The organism is Blautia sp. CAG:257, from assembly GCF_000433815.1.
GTDB classification, from domain to species: Bacteria; Bacillota; Clostridia; order Lachnospirales; family Lachnospiraceae; genus Blautia_A; species Blautia_A caecimuris.
Genome location: NZ_HF999018.1, coordinates 1 through 17,891 on the forward strand (window position 1 = coordinate 1; position 17,891 = coordinate 17,891).

Genomic DNA, 17,891 nt, shown 5'->3' on the forward strand with positions numbered 1-17,891 from the left:
AACACGGGTTCGATTCCCGTACTGGCTGTTAAAATGCAATCAAGCGATTTGATTGCATTTTTTGTTTTGTGTAAAAACATGCGGATAACTAACCATTATTAGAAAAACAGTTGCAAAAAATACAGGAATGGGTTATGATACAGAACGAATGTTTGAAAGAGGTAAGAAAAGTAGAAAGGAATTAAGACAGTCATGGCAAAGAAGGAAACGTATGATGCAGGCAGTATCTCTGTTCTGGAAGGACTGGAGGCAGTGCGGAAACGTCCCGGTATGTATATAGGAAGTGTTTCAAGAAAGGGACTGAATCATCTTATTTATGAGATCGTGGACAATGCGGTGGACGAGCATCTTGCAGGCTACTGTACCAATATCCATGTGGTTCTGGAAAAGGATGGTTCCTGTACAGTTGCGGACAACGGAAGAGGAATCCCTGTGGATATGCATGAAAAGGGCGTTTCTGCAGAACGCCTGGTGTTTACCACCCTTCATGCAGGCGGCAAGTTCGACAATTCTGCCTATAAGACAAGCGGTGGTCTTCACGGAGTGGGCTCTTCGGTAGTTAACGCATTGTCCACATATCTTGATATTAAGATCAGCAGGGACGGCTATGTACACCATGACCGTTATGAAAGAGGAATTCCCACCATTGAACTGGAGGACGGCCTTCTGCCAAAGCTGGGACGTACAAGGGAGACCGGAACCTGTGTGAATTTTCTGCCGGACCCGGAGATTTTTGAAAAAACAAGATTTTCTGCTACAGAGGTAAAAAGCCGTCTTCATGAGACTGCATATCTGAATCCGGAGCTAACCATTCTCTTTGAGGATAAAAGAGGGGATGAGACTGAGGCTGAGGAGTACCATGAACCGGAAGGAATTGTGGGTTATCTTCGTGATCTGAACCATAAATCTGAGGTGCTGCATGAGCCTGTTCTTTTAAAGGGAGAGGCAGACGGCATTCAGGTGGAGGCAGCTTTCCAGTATACAAACGAATTTCGTGAAAACGTTCTGGGCTTTTGCAACAATATCTACAATGCAGAGGGCGGAACTCATCTGACAGGATTTAAAACTACTTTTACTACTGTCATGAATACATATGCCCGTGAGATTGGCGTATTAAAGGATAAGGACGCCAATTTTACCGGAGCGGATATCCGAAATGGAATGACAGCAGTGGTGTCCATCAAGCATCCGGCTCCAAGATTTGAAGGGCAGACCAAGACAAAGCTTGATAATCAGGATGCGGCAAAAGCTACGGGAAAGGTTCTGGGCGAACAGCTGGTTCTGTTTTTTGACCGTAATCTGGAAACCTTAAAAGCAGTTCTTTCTTGTGCGGAAAAGGCTGCCAAAATCCGTAAAACCGAGGAGAGGGCAAAGACAAATCTTCTTACAAAACAGAAATATTCTTTTGATTCCAATGGAAAGCTTGCCAACTGTGAAAAAAAGGATCCTTCCCAGTGTGAGATCTTTATTGTAGAGGGAGATTCTGCAGGCGGTTCTGCAAAGACAGCACGTAACCGGAATTATCAGGCTATACTTCCTATCAGAGGAAAGATCTTGAACGTAGAAAAAGCTACCATAGATAAGGTGCTTGCAAATGCGGAGATTAAAACCATGATCAATGCCTTTGGCTGCGGCTTTTCTGAGGGCTATGGAAATGACTTTGATATCAGTAAGCTACGCTATGACAAGATCGTGATCATGGCAGATGCGGATGTGGACGGCGCCCATATTTCCACTCTGCTTCTGACCTTATTTTATCGTTTTATGCCGGAGCTTATTTATGAGGGACATGTATATATTGCCATGCCGCCTCTTTATAAAGCCATGCCGAAAAAAGGGCCGGAGGAGTACCTTTATGATGATAAGGCTCTGGAAAAATATCGTAAAACCCACAAGCCGGGAAGCTTTACTCTTCAGAGATACAAAGGTCTTGGAGAGATGGATGCGGATCAGCTGTGGGAGACAACCTTAAATCCTGAGACAAGAAGAATGAAACGGGTGGAGATCGAGGATGCCCGACTTGCCTCCAGTATTACGGAGATTCTTATGGGAAGCGATGTTCCGCCTCGAAAAGCTTTTATTTATGAACATGCTGCTGACGCGGAGCTGGATGTATAAAAGACAGGAACAGTATCAGAAGCGTATACGGCCCACTGTTTCAATGATTATAGAAAGACAGAAACGGCATCAGTGCTTTGTTTCAATGATATAGAAATACAGGAACGGTATCAAAATCAGATGCAGTGCTTTGCTTTAAATAATATAGAAATGGCAGCGCCAGAACTGCAGCAATGGAACAAGTGAAAGGAATAACAGATGGAAACAAAACAGGAAAATATTGTCCGGACAGATTATTCGGAGATTATGCAGAAATCATATATTGACTATGCCATGAGCGTCATTATTTCCCGTGCTCTTCCTGATGTAAGAGACGGGCTGAAGCCGGTGCAGAGAAGAACCCTGTACGATATGTATGAGCTGGGGATCCGCTATGACAGACCTTACCGTAAATGCGCCCGTATCGTAGGCGATACCATGGGTAAATATCATCCTCACGGCGACAGCTCTATTTATGAAGCCCTTGTTGTTATGGCTCAGGAGTTTAAAAAAGGAAAAACTCTTGTGGACGGCCATGGAAACTTCGGTTCCATTGAAGGCGACGGCGCTGCGGCTATGCGATATACGGAGGCCCGGCTGGAAAAGCTTACCCAGGAGGTTTTTCTGGATGATCTGGATAAAAATGTGGTGGATTTTGTGCCAAACTTTGATGAGACAGAAAAGGAACCTTCTGTACTTCCGGTAAAAATCCCAAATCTTCTTGTAAATGGCGCGGAAGGAATTGCAGTAGGTATGGCAACCAGTATCCCTCCTCATAACCTGGGAGAGGTGATCGATGCAGTCAAGGCATATATGAAAGACAATCAGATCAGTGTCAGAGGCCTGATGCGCTATATTAAAGGACCGGACTTTCCTACCGGGGGAATTGTGGTCAACAAGGATGATCTGAAAAAAATTTATGAGACAGGAACCGGTAAGCTGAGGATCAGAGGCAGGGTCACAACTGAGAAGCTGAAAGGCGGTAAAAAGCAGCTTGTGATCACAGAGATTCCGTATACCATGCTTGGCGCAAACATCGGCAAGTTTCTGAACGATGTGGCTTCTCTTGTGGAAACGAAAAAAACAACGGACATTGTGGATATTTCCAACCAGTCCTCCAAGGAGGGAATCCGTATTGTCCTGGAGCTGAAAAAGGATACGGATGTAGAAAATCTTACCAATATGCTTTATAAAAAGACCCGGCTGGAGGATACCTTTGGCGTAAATATGCTGGCAGTTGCAGACGGAAGACCGGAAACCCTCAGCCTGAAGCAGGTGATCGAGCATCATGTGGATTTTCTCTTTGAGGTGACAACGAGAAAGTATAATACTCTTCTGGGCAGAGAGCTGGAAAAACAGGAGATCCAGGAGGGGCTTATCAAGGCCTGCGACGTGATCGACCTGATCATTGAAATCCTCCGCGGCAGCAAAAACCGGGAACAGGTAAAGAAATGTCTTGTGCAGGGAGTTACTGAAGGCATCCGCTTTAAGACAAAGACAAGTGAAAAAGCGGCAAAAAAACTTCAGTTTACAGAAAAGCAGGCCACAGCCATTCTGGATATGCGCCTTTACAAGCTGATCGGTCTGGAAATCGAGGCTCTTCAGGCAGAGTATGAGCAGACCATGAAAAATATTGCTCTTTATAAGGATATTCTGGATCATTATGATTCTATGGCAGAAGTGATCATAAAAGAGCTGGATGCCATTAAAAAGGAATACAGTACAAAGAGGCGCACCTCCATTGAAAACGCAGAGGAAGCTGTTTACGAGGAGAAAAAAATGGAGGAAACAGAGGTCTGCTTCCTGATGGACCGTTTTGGCTATATGAAGCTGATCGACAAAAATGCCTATGAAAGAAACAAAGAAGCTGCCTGCAGTGAAAACCGCTATGTGTTTACCTGTATGAATACAGATAAAATCTGTCTTTTTACTGACAGCGGCAAGCTTCATACCATTAAAGCTGCGGACATTCCTCTTGTAAGATTCCGGGACAAAGGAACGCCTGCAGACAATCTGAGTAATTATGACAGTGCAGCAGAGCAGATTCTTTATGTGGCTCCTGTCAGCCAGATTAAAAAGGATGCGCTTCTTTTTGTAACCAGAACTTCCATGTGCAAGCTGGTGGAAGGCAAAGAGTTTGATGTTGCCAAGCGCACCATTGCATCCACAAAGCTTGCGCCGGAGGATCAGGTGATTTTTGTGGGCAGCGCCGGGGAAATGGAGCAGGTGGTTCTTCAGAGTGCGGGAGGAAGCTTCCTGAGATTCTTAAAGCAGGAGGTTTCCACTATGAAAAAGACCTCTATCGGAGTCAGAGGAATGAAGCTGGCAGAAGGAGATTATCTGGAACATGCCTACCTTCTGGGGGGACATCAGGAGTATACGATCACCTTCCGCGACAAGCCCTATGTACTGAACAAAGTGCGCCTTGCAAAACGCGATACAAAAGGGGTCAGACCAAGGCTCTGAAATTAATCCTTGCTTTTCCTTATGGAAGGTGCTATGATAATTGTAACATGATAACGGATAGCATAAGAGTGGACTTCGGTCCACTCTTTTTGCGAAAGTGATTACCCACCGGGAAATAACAGTGTGTGATCCGGCATCCGTATGTGCGAAAGGCAGGTGGAAAACATGAGCAGAAGAGAAGAATACGAACAGAAGGCAGAAGCCCTTCTTGCTCCCATTGTGGAGGAAGCAGGATTTGAGCTTGTGGATGTGGAGTATGTGAAGGAAGCAGGAAACTGGTACCTGAGAGGCTACATTGACAAGCCGGGCGGCATTACAGTAAACGACTGTGAGGCAGTCAGCCGGAAGTTCAGTGACAGACTTGATGAGAATGATTTTATTGAGGACAGCTATATCATGGAGATCAGTTCTCCCGGCCTTGACAGACCTCTGAAAAAAGAAAAGGATTTTGTCAGAAGCATGGGGAAGGCTGTAGAACTCCGTACCTACCGTCCCATAGAAAAACAAAAGGAATTCAGCGGAATTCTGACTGCATATGATGATAACAGTGTGACGATTGAGGAGGACGGTGCTTTACGCACATTTGATAAAAAGGAAATTGCCCTGATCCGTTTGAAAATCGAATTTTAACAGTGTAGAAAAACAGGAGGAAAGAAGAAAAATGAACAGAGAGTTAATGGAAGCACTGGATATCCTGGAAAAAGAAAAAAACATCAGTAAGGATACTCTGCTGGGGGCTATTGAGCAGTCACTGATCCAGGCTTGCAAGAACCATTTCGGCAAAGCAGATAACGTGCATGTGACCATTGATCCGGAAACATGCGATTTCAGCGTTTATGCGGAGCGTATTGTAACAGATTTTGTAGAGGATCCGGCGCTGGAGATTTCTCTTATTGATGCGCAGAAGATCAATGCAAATGCTGAGGAAGGCGATACCGTAAAAGTTCAGATCCAGTCCAAGGAGTTCGGACGGATTGCCACACAGAATGCCAAGAATGTGATCCTTCAGAAGATCCGTGAGGAAGAGCGCAAGGTTCTTTACGATCAGTATTACGGACAGGAAAAAGAAGTTGTCACAGGTATTGTACAGCGTATCATGGGCAGAAATGTCAGTGTGAACCTGGGCAAGGCAGACGGTATGTTAAGCGAGAACGAGCAGGTTAAGGGTGAAGAGTTCCATCCTACTGAGAGAATCAAGGTTTATATCCTTGAGGTTAAGGATACTCCCAAGGGACCGCGTATTCTTGTTTCCAGAACACATCCGGGACTTGTAAAGCGTCTGTTTGAATCAGAGGTGGCAGAGGTAAGAGACGGAACTGTAGAGATCAAGAGTATTGCCAGAGAAGCCGGCTCCCGTACAAAGATCGCCGTATGGAGCAACGATCCGGACGTAGATCCGGTAGGAGCCTGCGTAGGTATGAACGGAGCCAGAGTCAACGCCATTGTTGAGGAGCTTCGAGGCGAAAAGATCGATATCATCAACTGGGACGAGAACCCGGCGATCCTGATCGAGAACGCCTTAAGTCCTGCAAAGGTTATTGCAGTTATGGCAGATCCGGATGAAAAAACAGCTCTTGTAGTTGTTCCGGATTATCAGCTTTCTCTTGCCATCGGCAAGGAAGGTCAGAATGCCCGTCTGGCAGCCCGTCTTACCGGATTTAAGATTGATATCAAGAGTGAGACTCAGGCAAGAGAATCCGGCGAACTGTATGACTATGTCGACGAGTATGAGGATGACGAATACTACGGAGAAGAGGAAAATGGTCAGGAGACAGTTTCTGAGCAGGAAGCTGAGGTAACAGAAGAAGCTTCTGAAGAGGCGGAAAATACAGAAGCCGATGAACAGGCAGAGGTTTCCGCAGAATCCGGTGAAGAAGAGTATGAAGGCGAAAACTAAAATCCCCATGCGCCAGTGTACCGGGTGCAGGGAAATGAAAAATAAAAAAGAAATGATGCGGGTTTTGAAGACTCCGGAAAATGAGATTCTTCTGGACACTACCGGAAGAAAAAACGGAAGGGGCGCTTACCTGTGCATTTCCATGGAATGCCTGAATAAGGCAGTAAAGAATCACGGGATCGAACGTTCACTGAAAACAGAGATTCCGCAGGAGGTCTATGAAGACCTGAAAAAGGAGTTTGAAAAGCTTGAAAAACAGCAGTAAAGTTTTATCATTGGTAGGACTTGCCACAAGGGCGGGAAAAACCGTCAGTGGAGAATTTTCCACAGAAAAGTCCGTCAAAACAGGAAAAGGCTTTCTTGTTCTGGTGGCCGAAGACGCGTCAGAAAATACGCGGAAGAAATTCCGGGACATGTGCGATTTTTACGAAGTACCGGTTTATGTTTTTGGAGATAAAGAAGAACTGGGAAAATACTGCGGAAAGGAGTTCCGCGCCAGCCTTGCGGTTCAGGATGAAAATTTTGCGAAAGCAATCATGAAGGAACTTGAGAAATCACAGACCTGAAGGAGGAAATCGCATGGCAAAAATCAGAGTGCATGAGCTGGCTGCCAGAATCGGCAGACAGAACAGAGAAGTCATAGAAGCTTTAAAAGAAAAAGGTGTGGAAGTCAAAAGCCATATGAGCAGTCTTGACGAAGCATCTGTTGCATATATTAACCAGAAATTTTTACACAGGGGAAAGGAGCAGATTACCAAGGTGGATAATTCCAGAACAGAAGAAAAGATGGTAACAGCGAAGCCGGAAGCAGAAAAAGCGGAGGCTCCCAAAAAGAAAAAAAATATTATTCGCGTGTATCACGCACAGAATGCCAGCGACGGAGGTAAAAACAGACCGAAACGTCAGGCACAGGATAAGAAACCGGGCGCAAGAGGCCCGCAGGCGGCAAAAGCGCCGAGAAATACAGAGACAGCGCCAAAGAAACCTGCTGAAGCAGTAAAACGCCAGCCGGAGACTCCGGCAGAAAAACCGACAGAGCAGGCAAAGGCACCGGAAACAGCAGCGCAGAATCCAGGAAAGAACAGACCTTCCCAGGAGCAGGCAGGAGCCGGAAGAAACCAGAACCGTCAGCCAAGAGAGCGCAGGGAAGGAAGCCGCGACAACAATCGTGACGGACGTGACAGAAACCGTGATTTCCGCGGCGGAGACAGAAGACCTTCTGACAACAGAGGCCAGGGACGTCCTCAGGGCGGCGGCCAGGGCAGACCTGATGGAAACAACCGTTTCGGAGGCGGAAACCGTTCCGGTCAGCGTCCGGGAGGAAGAAGAAACGATGGCGACGCAGTATTTACTCCGGAGCTGACAAAGACTTCCAAGGACAGCAAGAGAGAGCGCGACAGAGAAAACAAAAACAAAAAGAAAGATTTTGATAAATCCCAGGGCGGCGGACACAGACCGAATCAGGGCGGAAGAAGAAACATGTCCAGACTTCCGAAAGCCCTTCAGAAGCCGGCTCCGCAGCCGAAGCAGGAAGAGAAGAAGCCGGAGATCAAGGAGATCACTCTTCCGGAGAAAATGACCATCCGTGAGCTTGCAGAGGCTATGAAAATGCAGCCCTCTGTAATTGTGAAAAAGCTCTTTATGGAAGGAACCATGGTAACAGTAAACCATGAGATCGACTTTGAAAAGGCACAGGAAATTGCTCTGGGCTATGACATTATCGCAGAGCCTGAAGAAAAGGTAGACGTGATCGGGGAGCTTCTGAAAGAAGAGGAAGAGGATGAGGCCGATATGGTTTCCAGACCTCCGGTAGTCTGCGTTATGGGTCACGTTGACCATGGTAAAACTTCTCTTCTTGACGCTATCCGTAACACAAATGTAACAAGAGGAGAGGCCGGCGGAATCACACAGCACATTGGTGCTTACGTGGTAGAAAACAGCGGTCAGAAGATCACTTTCCTGGATACACCGGGACATGAGGCATTTACAGCAATGCGTATGCGTGGCGCTAATGCAACAGATATCGCAGTTCTTGTTGTAGCGGCAGACGACGGTGTAATGCCTCAGACAGTAGAGGCCATCAGCCATGCAAAAGCGGCAGGCGTAGAGATCATTGTTGCCATTAACAAGATCGACAAGCCAAGCGCTAACGTAGAAAGAGTAAAACAGGAGCTTTCCGAGTATGAACTGATCCCTGAGGACTGGGGCGGAAGCACTATCTTTGTGCCGGTTTCCGCACACACAGGAGAGGGCATTGACACTCTTCTGGAAATGATCCTTCTTTCTGCCGAAGTGTGCGAGCTGAAAGCAAATCCAAACCGTGCGGCAAGAGGCCTTGTGATCGAGGCACAGCTTGACAAGGGCAAAGGTCCGGTTGCCACAATCCTGGTACAGAAGGGAACCCTTCATGTAGGTGACTTTATTGCGGCAGGAGCATGCAGCGGCAAGGTACGTGCAATGATGGATGACAAGGGACGCAGAGTAAAAGAGGCAGGTCCTTCTACTCCGGTTGAGATCCTGGGTCTGGGAGATGTTCCCAATGCAGGTGAGATCCTGATGTCCTTCCCAAGCGATAAGGAAGCCAAAAACTTTGCAGGCGCCTTTGTATCTGAGAATAAGAACCGTCTTCTTGAGGAAACAAAAGGCAAGCTTTCCCTGGATAATCTCTTTGATCAGATCCAGGCAAGCGATCTGAAAGAGCTTCCGCTTATTGTCAAGGCTGACGTACAGGGATCTGTGGAGGCTGTGAAGCAGAGCCTTACCAAGCTTTCCAATGAAGAGGTTGTTGTGCGTGTGATCCACGGAGGCGTTGGTGCAGTAAATGAATCTGATGTTTCTCTTGCAGCTACCTCAAATGCCATTATCATCGGATTTAACGTGCGTCCGGATGCCATGGCAAAACAGCTTGCAGATCAGGAGGGCGTAGACCTTCGTCTGTACAGAGTTATCTATCAGGCGATTGAAGACGTGGAGGCTGCCATGAAGGGTATGCTGGATCCGGTATTCGAGGAAAAGGTGATCGGTCATGCGGAGGTTCGTCAGCTGTTCAAGGCTTCCGGAGTGGGAACTATTGCGGGAAGCTATGTGCTTGACGGTATTTTCCAGAGAAACTGCAAGGTTCGTATCACAAGAGAAGGCGAGCAGATCTTTGAGGGCGAGCTTGCATCTCTGAAGAGATTTAAAGATGATGTAAAAGAAGTAAAGGCAGGCTACGAGTGTGGTCTTGTATTTGACGGCTTTAATGATATTAAAGAGGAAGACCGCGTAGAGGCCTATATCATGGTAGAGGTACCAAGATAGGAGTGAGCATAAATGAGAAAAAACAGCATTAAGAATACAAGGATCAACGGAGAAGTTCTGAAAGAATTAAGCTCCATTATCCGTGGGGAGATCAAAGATCCCCGTATTCATCCCATGACATCAGTCATGGCTGTAGAAGTGGCTCCTGATTTAAAAACATGTAAGGCATATATCAGTGTTCTGGGAAATGACGAGGCAAAAAAAGCCACGATCACAGGTTTAAAAAGCGCAGAGGGCTATATCAGACGCCAGCTTGCAAAGAACCTGAATCTCAGAAACACGCCGGAAATCCGTTTTATCCTGGACGAATCCATTGAGTATGGAGTAAACATGTCGAAAATGATCGACGAAGTGACCAGAAAAGATGCTTCTTCTGAGAAGCCTGAGGAAGAATAAGAGGGATGGATATGAAGAATATTTCAGAGGTACTGACTGGTGTAAAAACAATGGGAATCGCCGGACACATCAGACCGGACGGGGACTGTGTAGGCTCCTGTATGGCGCTGTATCTTTATGTGACAGAGCATTTCCCGGAAATTGATGTCAGGATATATCTGGATCATCCCAAGCCTGTCTTTTCTCATATTGACAGAATCGGCGATATCCGTACAGAGACAGACGGAGACAGAGAGTTTGATCTTTTTGTAACCTGCGACGTAAGCGCGTGGGACCGTCTGGCTGTGGCAGACGAATATTTTGACAGGGCAAAAAAGACGGTGTGCATTGATCATCATATCAGCAATCCGGGATTTGCGGACATCAATCATGTAAGAGGGGATGTCAGCTCCTGCTGCGAGGTCCTTTACGGACTTCTGGATGCAGACAAAGTAGACCGTCCGGTTGCGGCTGCCATTTATACGGGCATGATCCACGATACCGGAGTATTCCAGTATTCTTCCACATCTCCGGAAACTATGAGAATTGCCGGAGAACTGATGAAAACGGGATTTGAGTTTAACCGGATCATTGATCAGTCATTTTATGAGAAAACCTATATTCAGAATCAGGTTATGGGAAGAGTGCTGGCAGAAAGCATCCTGCTTATGAACGGCGCGTGCATTATCGGTTATCTGCGCAAAAAAGACATGGAGTTTTATGGTGTGGACGGCAAGGATCTGGACGGCATCGTCAGTCAGCTGCGTCTTACTAAAGGCGTGGAAGTTGCCATGTTCCTTTATGAGACAGACACTCAGACCTTTAAGGTTTCCTTAAGATCCAACGGTCATGTGGATGTCAGCAGAATTGCAGTTTATTTTGGCGGAGGCGGACACACAAGAGCTGCCGGCTGCGATCTTCAGGGTTCCATGTATGATGTGATCAACAATGTGACAAGAGAGATCGAGCGCCAGATCTGCACGGAGAAAGTCAGATGATGGATGGAGTTTTGAACGTCAGGAAAGAAAAAGGATTTACTTCCCATGATGTGGTGGCAAAGCTCCGCGGAATCCTGCACATGAAAAAAATCGGTCACACAGGAACTCTCGATCCGGAAGCAGAGGGGGTTCTTCCTGTTGTTCTTGGAAAAGCCACCCGACTTGTGGATATGCTGACAGAAAAAGAAAAAACTTATGAGGCGCTTCTGCATCTGGGAATTGAAACAGATACCCAGGATATGACGGGAACGGTATTAAAAGAGCTTCCTGTCACAGTTACGGAAGAGGATGTAAAAAAAGCCGCAGAAAGCTTTCTGGGAGAACAGCAGCAGATCCCGCCCATGTATTCTGCACTGAAAGTGGACGGAAAAAAACTGTATGAACTGGCCAGAGAAGGGAAAACTGTAGAACGTAAGCCAAGAACCGTATATTTTCGGGAAATCAGCATACTGGAAATGAAGCTTCCTCTTGTAAGGATTTCTGTTACCTGCAGTAAGGGTACTTATATCCGTACGCTTTGTCACGATATCGGGCAGAAGCTGGGCTGCGGAGGGTGTATGGAAGAACTGCTCCGCACAAGATCCGGTCAGTTTGCTCTGGCAGACAGCCTGACTCTTGATCAGATCCAGACGCTTACGGATCAGGGAGAAATAGAAAAGCATCTGATCGGGATTGAGGAAATCCTGGGAGAGCATCCTGTCCTTTTTGGTCGGAAAATGGCAGACAGGCTTCTGAAAAACGGAAATCCTGTAACAGAGGCGCTGACAGAAGGCAGCTACAGAGACGGATGGGTGCGGATGTATACAAGCGAAGGTGAGTTTATCGGAATTTACCAGTGGCATCAGGCAAGTGAAACCTACCGTCCGGTCAAGATGTTTTTATAATACAGACATCAGGAGTAAGACATGGAATACATGAGAATCGAAGATCAGTTTCCCAGACTGAACAACTGTGCAGTAACTCTGGGGAAGTTTGACGGCATCCACCGGGGACACAGGAAACTGATGGACAAAATTCTGGAGCGGAAAAAAGAAACCGGAGTCCAGGCAGTTGTGCTGGCCTTTGTTTCTGACAGAAAAACAGTTCTTACAAATTCAGAGCGCAGAGATTTTCTGGAACACATGGGAGCAGATATCCTGCTGGAATGTCCGCTGACCAGTGACATCAGGCATATGAAGGCGGATACGTTTGTCCGTCAGGTGCTGGCAGGCTCTCTGAAAGCATCCTACGTGGCGATCGGAGAAGATTTTCGCTTTGGTTTTGAGCGAAAGGGGACTCCGGAATTTCTGAAAAAATCCGGCGTGAAATATGGATTTGAGGTGGAGATCCTTCCAAAGGAGATGGATGGTTCCAGGAAGATCAGCAGTACCTATATCAGAGAGGAACTTGCAAAAGGAAATATGGAAAAAGTATCTTCCCTGCTGGGATTTGATTATTTTGTTTCCGGGATCGTAGAGCATGGAAGAGGAATGGGACGCCGGGAATTTTTTCCTACTGCAAACCTGATCCCCTTGCCGGAAAAGCTTCTGCCTCCAAATGGTGTCTATATTACTCTGTCCAGCTTCGGACAGGAGATTTATCCGGGCATTACCAATGTGGGATATAAACCAACGGTAGGGGAAAACTTTATCGGAGTGGAATCCTATCTTTTTGACTGTGAAAAAAACCTTTATGGAAAAAACTGTACTGTAGAATTCAGGAAATTTCTCAGAAAAGAACAGCGATTTTCTTCCTATGAAGCTCTGAAAGAGCAGATACAGAAGGATATCCGGATGGGCGAGGAATACTTTCGCAGGGACTGATCGGTTCTGAACAGCTACCGGTGTTTTCTGTAAGAGGAGGAATATTGATAAAAGGAGAATATACAAGGGAGAACAGAGAATGGCAGGGATTATTCTAGGTTTGATGGGCGGCCTTGGCATGTTTTTGTACGGCATGAAGCTTATGAGCGATGCTCTGGAAAAAGCAGCAGGGGCCAAAATGAGAAGTATTCTGGAGTTTTTTACTAAAACTCCGTTAAGGGGCATTCTCGTCGGAACATTTTTTACGGCGGTGATCCAGTCCTCCAGCGCGTCTACTGTTATGGTAGTCAGCTTTGTAAACTCCGGTCTGATGAATCTTTATCAGGCGGCAGGAGTGATCATGGGTGCCAATATCGGTACCACAGTAACTTCGCAGCTGATTTCTTTGAATCTGTCTGCACTTGCACCGGCAATCGTCATGGCTGGTGTGGTCATGGTAATGTTCTGCAAAAAAACAAAGATACAGAGAGCTGGAGAGGTTCTTCTGGGCTTCGGTATTTTGTTTATGGGACTTTCAGGAATGTCCGATTCCATGTCAGTTCTTCGTGAATCGCCACAGGTAGTGGAGATCATGAGCTCTCTGACCAGTCATTTCCTGGCAGTTATGGTAGGACTTGTTGTAACAACTGTGCTTCAGAGTTCTTCTGCTACAGTAGGTATTGTCCTTCTGCTGGCACAGCAGGGACTTCTGGATATCCGCATCTGCTACTTTATTATTTTCGGATGCAACATTGGTTCCTGTGTATCTGCGCTGCTTGCAGCGATCAATGGAAAGAAGATTGCAAAACGTGCAGCACTGATTCATCTTTTCTTCAACATTATCGGTACCGGAATCATGTATGTGGTATTCAGCTTTGCGCTGGAACCGATCACAGGCTTTATCAGCATGATCTCTCACGGCAATATTGCAAGAGAGGTGGCAAATGCCCATACTCTGATCAAGCTGGTGGAAGTGCTTCTTCTGTTTCCGTTTATCAAACAGATCGTCAAGCTTACAGGATTCTTTGTACGGGATGAAGAAAAGGTATCACCGCAGGAATTCCAGCTTCAGTACATTGGAGCAAAATCCGTATTTTCACCTGCAACTGCAGTGTTTGAGGCAACCAGAGAAATGGAACGCATGGGAAAAATCGCTATTGAGAACCTGAGACATTCCATGGACGCTTTATTTACCATGAATGACAGAGAAATCCAGGAGGTCTATGAGACAGAAGATCAGATCAACTTCCTGAACCATGCCATTACAGATTATCTTGTAAAGGTAAACCAGACTACCATTCCTACTGAAGATAAAAAGAGCATCGGCGGTCTGTTCCATGTAGTCAACGATATTGAGCGAATCGGCGATCATGCGGAGAATGTGGCAGACGCTGCCAGAAAGCGTATGGAAGACCAGGTGGAATTCAGCCCTCAGGCAAAACGTGAGCTCAGCGAGATGCTGGACGCGGTTGTCACCATCACCACCTATGCGCTGGATATGTTCTCTCATAATAATCAGGAGCATATGCAGGAAATCCTTGACCTGGAAAACAAGGTGGACCGTATGGAAAGAGAGCTTCAGGAATCTCATATTCAGCGTCTTACGAGAAATGAATGTACGGCAGAAGCAGGCATGATGTTCTCAGATCTTCTTTCCGGACTGGAGCGTGTGGCAGACCATGCAACCAACATTGCTTTCTCTCTTACAGAGGAAGACAGTACAGATTCTGTAAAAAAATAAATAATCATTTACAGCCAATATCTTTTGTGCTATACTGGTTTAGGTGTGAATCAGCCCGTATTCAGAGACAGGAATCTCCAACCATTTCTTAATACGAGGCGGTCAGAAAAAGATGTCCTGAGGACAATCTGAAAAATAATATTTTAAGGAGGAAATCACAATGATTTCAAAAGAGAAAAAACAGGCAATTATGAAAGAATATGCAAGATGCGAGGGTGACACAGGTTCACCGGAGGTACAGGTTGCAGTTCTTACAGCAAGAATTCAGGAGCTTACAGAGCATTTACAGACACATCACAAAGATCATCATTCCAGAAGAGGTCTTCTGAAGATGGTTGGTCAGAGAAGAGGTCTGCTGGCATACCTGAAAAAAACAGACATCGAAAGATACCGTGCACTGATTGAAAAATTAGGTTTAAGAAAATAATTAGTTTGCGGAAGGGCGGATTTCCATCCGCCCTGTTTTACTACAAAAAGAAGGGAAATTATGCTGTTTGTCTGAAATCAGTGAGTAATTTCCGAGACTACTGAAAAGCCCGTGTGGAGAGTCAGGCGGGTTTTTCAGTTGTTTCGGACTCCTGTTCGACAGGGCAGCAAACAGCCCGTACAATATTAAAAAAGGAGAAAGACTATGTACAAAAGTTATTCTATGGAACTGGCCGGAAGAACACTTACAGTAGATGTAGGACGTGTTGCAAAACAGGCCAACGGCGCAGCTCTTATGCACTATGGAGATACTACGGTTCTCTCAACAGCAACAGCTTCCAAGGAGCCGAGAGAGGGAATTGACTTTTTCCCGTTAAGTGTTGAGTATGAAGAAAAAATGTATGCAGTAGGAAAAATCCCGGGAGGATTCAATAAAAGAGAAGGAAAGGCAAGCGAGCATGCAATCCTTACTTCCCGTGTGATTGACCGTCCCATGCGTCCTCTGTTTCCAAAGGATTACAGAAATGACGTAACACTTGTAAATATGGTAATGTCTGTTGATCCGGAATGTAATCCGGAGATTCCGGCAATGCTTGGTTCTGCTATTGCAACCTGTATTTCTGACATTCCTTTTGACGGCCCCTGCGCTACCACTCAGGTTGGCCTCATTGACGGTGAGTTTGTGATCAACCCGTCTCTTGCTCAGAAGGAAATTTCTGATCTTCAGCTTACTGTTGCTTCTACAAGAGAAAAGGTCATTATGATCGAAGCCGGAGCAAATGAGATTCCGGAAGACAAGATGATCGAGGCAATTTATAAAGCTCATGATGTAAACCAGGAGATCATCCGTTTTATTGATAAGATCGTTGCAGACTGCGGCAAAGAAAAACATCTGTACGCTTCCTGCGCAGTACCGGAAGAGCTGTTTGCGGCAATCCGCGAGATCGTTCCGCCGGAAGAAATGGAAGAGGCTGTATTCACAGACGACAAGCAGACAAGAGAAGAAAATATCCGCGAGATCACAGCCAGACTTCAGGAAAAATTTGCAGATAACGAAGAATGGCTGAACGTACTGGGTGAGGCTGTTTATCAGTATCAGAAAAAGACTGTCCGCAAGATGATCCTCAAAGATCACAAACGACCGGACGGACGTAAGATCACAGAGATCCGTCCTCTTGCAGCAGAAGTGGATCTGATCCCGAGAGTTCACGGTTCTGCAATGTTTACCCGCGGACAGACTCAGATCTGTACAGTGACAACTCTGGCTCCTCTTTCCGAGGCTCAGAGACTGGACGGACTGGATGAATTTGAAACTTCCAAGAGATATATGCACCACTATAACTTCCCGTCCTATTCAGTCGGTGAGACAAAACCGTCAAGAGGACCGGGACGCCGTGAGATCGGTCACGGAGCACTGGCTGAGAGAGCGCTCGTTCCGGTACTTCCGTCAGCAGAGGAGTTCCCTTATGCGATCCGTACCGTATCTGAGACTTTTGAATCAAACGGTTCCACCTCTCAGGCAAGTATCTGTGCATCCACCATGTCTCTGATGGCAGCCGGAGTGCCGATCCGCAAACCGGTAGCAGGAATTTCCTGTGGTCTGGTAACAGGCGCAACAGATGACGACTATATTGTTCTTACGGATATTCAGGGACTTGAGGACTTTTTCGGCGACATGGACTTCAAGGTAGCCGGAACTCATGAGGGTATCACTGCCATCCAGATGGATATCAAAATCCACGGACTTACCAGACCGATCGTAGAGGAAGCGATCCGCAGAACAAAAGAGGCAAGAGAATACATTCTTACAGAGGTTATGGAAAAATGTATTGCAGAGCCTCGTAACAATGTAAATAAATACGCTCCGAAGATCATCCAGATCCAGATCGACCCTCAGAAGATCGGTGATGTGGTTGGTCAGAGAGGAAAGACTATCAATGCTATTATCGAGCGTACAGGTGTACAGATCGATATCAGCGATGAAGGCGCAGTATCTATCTGCGGCGTAGATCAGAGAGGAATGGACGAGGCTGCTCATATGATCGAAATGATCACAACTGATTTTGAGGCAGGGCAGCTCTTTACAGGAAAAGTTGTCAGCATCAAAGAGTTTGGCGCATTCGTTGAGTTTGCACCGGGCAAAGAGGGCATGGTCCATATTTCCAAGATCGCAAAAGAAAGAATCGACAAGGTAGAAGATGTTCTGAGCATTGGTGATGAAGTAAAAGTCATCTGTCTTGGAAAAGATAAAATGGGCAGAATCAGCTTCAGTATGAAAGATGTGCCGGAAGAGGCATAAAAAAGAGGTTTTATGAGATATCATAATATAACAAAGGACGATATGCTTAATGGAGACGGACTCCGTGTGGTACTCTGGGTAGCAGGCTGTAATCACTGCTGCAAAGAATGTCAGAATCCCATTACCTGGGATCCAAACGGAGGTCTTGCCTTCACAGAAGCAGAGGAAAATGAAATTTTTGCAGAGCTGGACAAGGATTACATCAGCGGGATCACCTTTTCAGGAGGAGATCCCCTGCATCCGGCAAACATTGCGGGCGTAACAGAATTTGCAAAAAAAATCCGTCAGAAATATCCGAAAAAGACCATATGGCTTTATACAGGATCTCTCTGGGAAGAAATTCAGAATGAAGAGATAATTCAGTACCTTGATGTGTGTGTGGACGGAGAATTTCTTGTGAAGCGTAAGGATCCTTCTCTTCGCTGGAAAGGTTCGGACAATCAGCGTGTGATCGATGTTCCTGCAACGCTCCGTCAGGGAGAAATCGTCCTTCACGCATAAGCATTAAGGA

The 17,891-nt window shown here is 46.2% G+C and carries 15 protein-coding genes; all 15 read left to right on the forward strand.

Annotation, left to right across the window (positions count from 1 at the left end; all coding sequences use genetic code 11):
* Positions 1 to 192 precede the first annotated feature (192 nt).
* The 15 genes from QVP40_RS03635 to nrdG all read left to right on the forward strand — a co-directional run bounded on the left by QVP40_RS03635 (position 193) and on the right by nrdG (position 17,881).
* Positions 193 to 2,118 (forward strand): DNA gyrase/topoisomerase IV subunit B, encoded by a 1,926-nt coding sequence (locus tag QVP40_RS03635; protein ID WP_022067137.1) that lies wholly within the window; start codon positions 193 to 195, stop codon positions 2,116 to 2,118.
* Between the two features lie 198 nt (positions 2,119 to 2,316).
* The gene (locus QVP40_RS03640) at positions 2,317 to 4,563 is read left to right on the forward strand and encodes a DNA gyrase/topoisomerase IV subunit A (protein WP_022067138.1); all 2,247 of its coding nucleotides are present in this window, start codon (positions 2,317 to 2,319) and stop codon (positions 4,561 to 4,563) included.
* Positions 4,564 to 4,728: 165 nt separating this feature from the next.
* Positions 4,729 to 5,193, forward strand: a complete 465-nt coding sequence (rimP, locus tag QVP40_RS03645) for a ribosome maturation factor RimP (protein WP_022067139.1) — start codon at positions 4,729 to 4,731, stop codon at positions 5,191 to 5,193.
* 31 nt (positions 5,194 to 5,224) lie between these two features.
* Positions 5,225 to 6,460 (forward strand): transcription termination factor NusA, encoded by a 1,236-nt coding sequence (gene nusA / locus QVP40_RS03650; RefSeq protein ID WP_022067140.1) that lies wholly within the window; start codon positions 5,225 to 5,227, stop codon positions 6,458 to 6,460.
* Complete coding sequence (gene rnpM / locus QVP40_RS03655) at positions 6,444 to 6,725, forward strand: RNase P modulator RnpM (RefSeq protein WP_138269889.1); 282 nt, start codon at positions 6,444 to 6,446, stop codon at positions 6,723 to 6,725. Before nusA ends, rnpM begins: the two co-directional genes overlap by 17 nt.
* Positions 6,709 to 7,026: a L7Ae/L30e/S12e/Gadd45 family ribosomal protein gene (locus tag QVP40_RS03660; RefSeq protein WP_022067142.1), complete on the forward strand. Its 318-nt coding sequence runs from the start codon at positions 6,709 to 6,711 to the stop codon at positions 7,024 to 7,026. Before rnpM ends, QVP40_RS03660 begins: the two co-directional genes overlap by 17 nt.
* A gap of 13 nt (positions 7,027 to 7,039) precedes the next feature.
* On the forward strand, positions 7,040 to 9,760 hold the full coding sequence (infB, locus tag QVP40_RS03665) for a translation initiation factor IF-2 (protein WP_022067143.1): 2,721 nt from the start codon (positions 7,040 to 7,042) through the stop codon (positions 9,758 to 9,760).
* 12 nt (positions 9,761 to 9,772) lie between these two features.
* Entirely contained in the window at positions 9,773 to 10,156 is a 384-nt protein-coding gene (gene rbfA / locus QVP40_RS03670) for a 30S ribosome-binding factor RbfA (RefSeq protein ID WP_022067144.1), read from the forward strand.
* 11 nt (positions 10,157 to 10,167) lie between these two features.
* Positions 10,168 to 11,133 (forward strand): DHH family phosphoesterase, encoded by a 966-nt coding sequence (locus tag QVP40_RS03675; RefSeq protein ID WP_022067145.1) that lies wholly within the window; start codon positions 10,168 to 10,170, stop codon positions 11,131 to 11,133.
* A complete protein-coding gene (gene truB, locus QVP40_RS03680) occupies positions 11,130 to 12,017 on the forward strand; it encodes a tRNA pseudouridine(55) synthase TruB (protein WP_022067146.1) in 888 nt (295 codons plus the stop codon). The genes QVP40_RS03675 and truB overlap by 4 nt, the downstream gene beginning before the upstream one ends.
* A 21-nt stretch (positions 12,018 to 12,038) precedes the next feature.
* Positions 12,039 to 12,935 (forward strand): bifunctional riboflavin kinase/FAD synthetase, encoded by an 897-nt coding sequence (locus tag QVP40_RS03685; RefSeq protein ID WP_022067147.1) that lies wholly within the window; start codon positions 12,039 to 12,041, stop codon positions 12,933 to 12,935.
* 79 nt (positions 12,936 to 13,014) lie between these two features.
* Positions 13,015 to 14,655 (forward strand): Na/Pi cotransporter family protein, encoded by a 1,641-nt coding sequence (locus QVP40_RS03690; RefSeq protein ID WP_022067148.1) that lies wholly within the window; start codon positions 13,015 to 13,017, stop codon positions 14,653 to 14,655.
* 160 nt (positions 14,656 to 14,815) lie between these two features.
* Positions 14,816 to 15,082 (forward strand): 30S ribosomal protein S15, encoded by a 267-nt coding sequence (gene rpsO / locus QVP40_RS03695; RefSeq protein WP_015542977.1) that lies wholly within the window; start codon positions 14,816 to 14,818, stop codon positions 15,080 to 15,082.
* Positions 15,083 to 15,286: 204 nt separating this feature from the next.
* Positions 15,287 to 17,380: a polyribonucleotide nucleotidyltransferase gene (locus QVP40_RS03700; RefSeq protein ID WP_022067149.1), complete on the forward strand. Its 2,094-nt coding sequence runs from the start codon at positions 15,287 to 15,289 to the stop codon at positions 17,378 to 17,380.
* 12 nt (positions 17,381 to 17,392) lie between these two features.
* Positions 17,393 to 17,881, forward strand: coding sequence for an anaerobic ribonucleoside-triphosphate reductase activating protein (nrdG, locus tag QVP40_RS03705; RefSeq protein WP_022067150.1), 489 nt, complete (start codon positions 17,393 to 17,395; stop codon positions 17,879 to 17,881).
* Positions 17,882 to 17,891 lie beyond the last annotated feature (10 nt).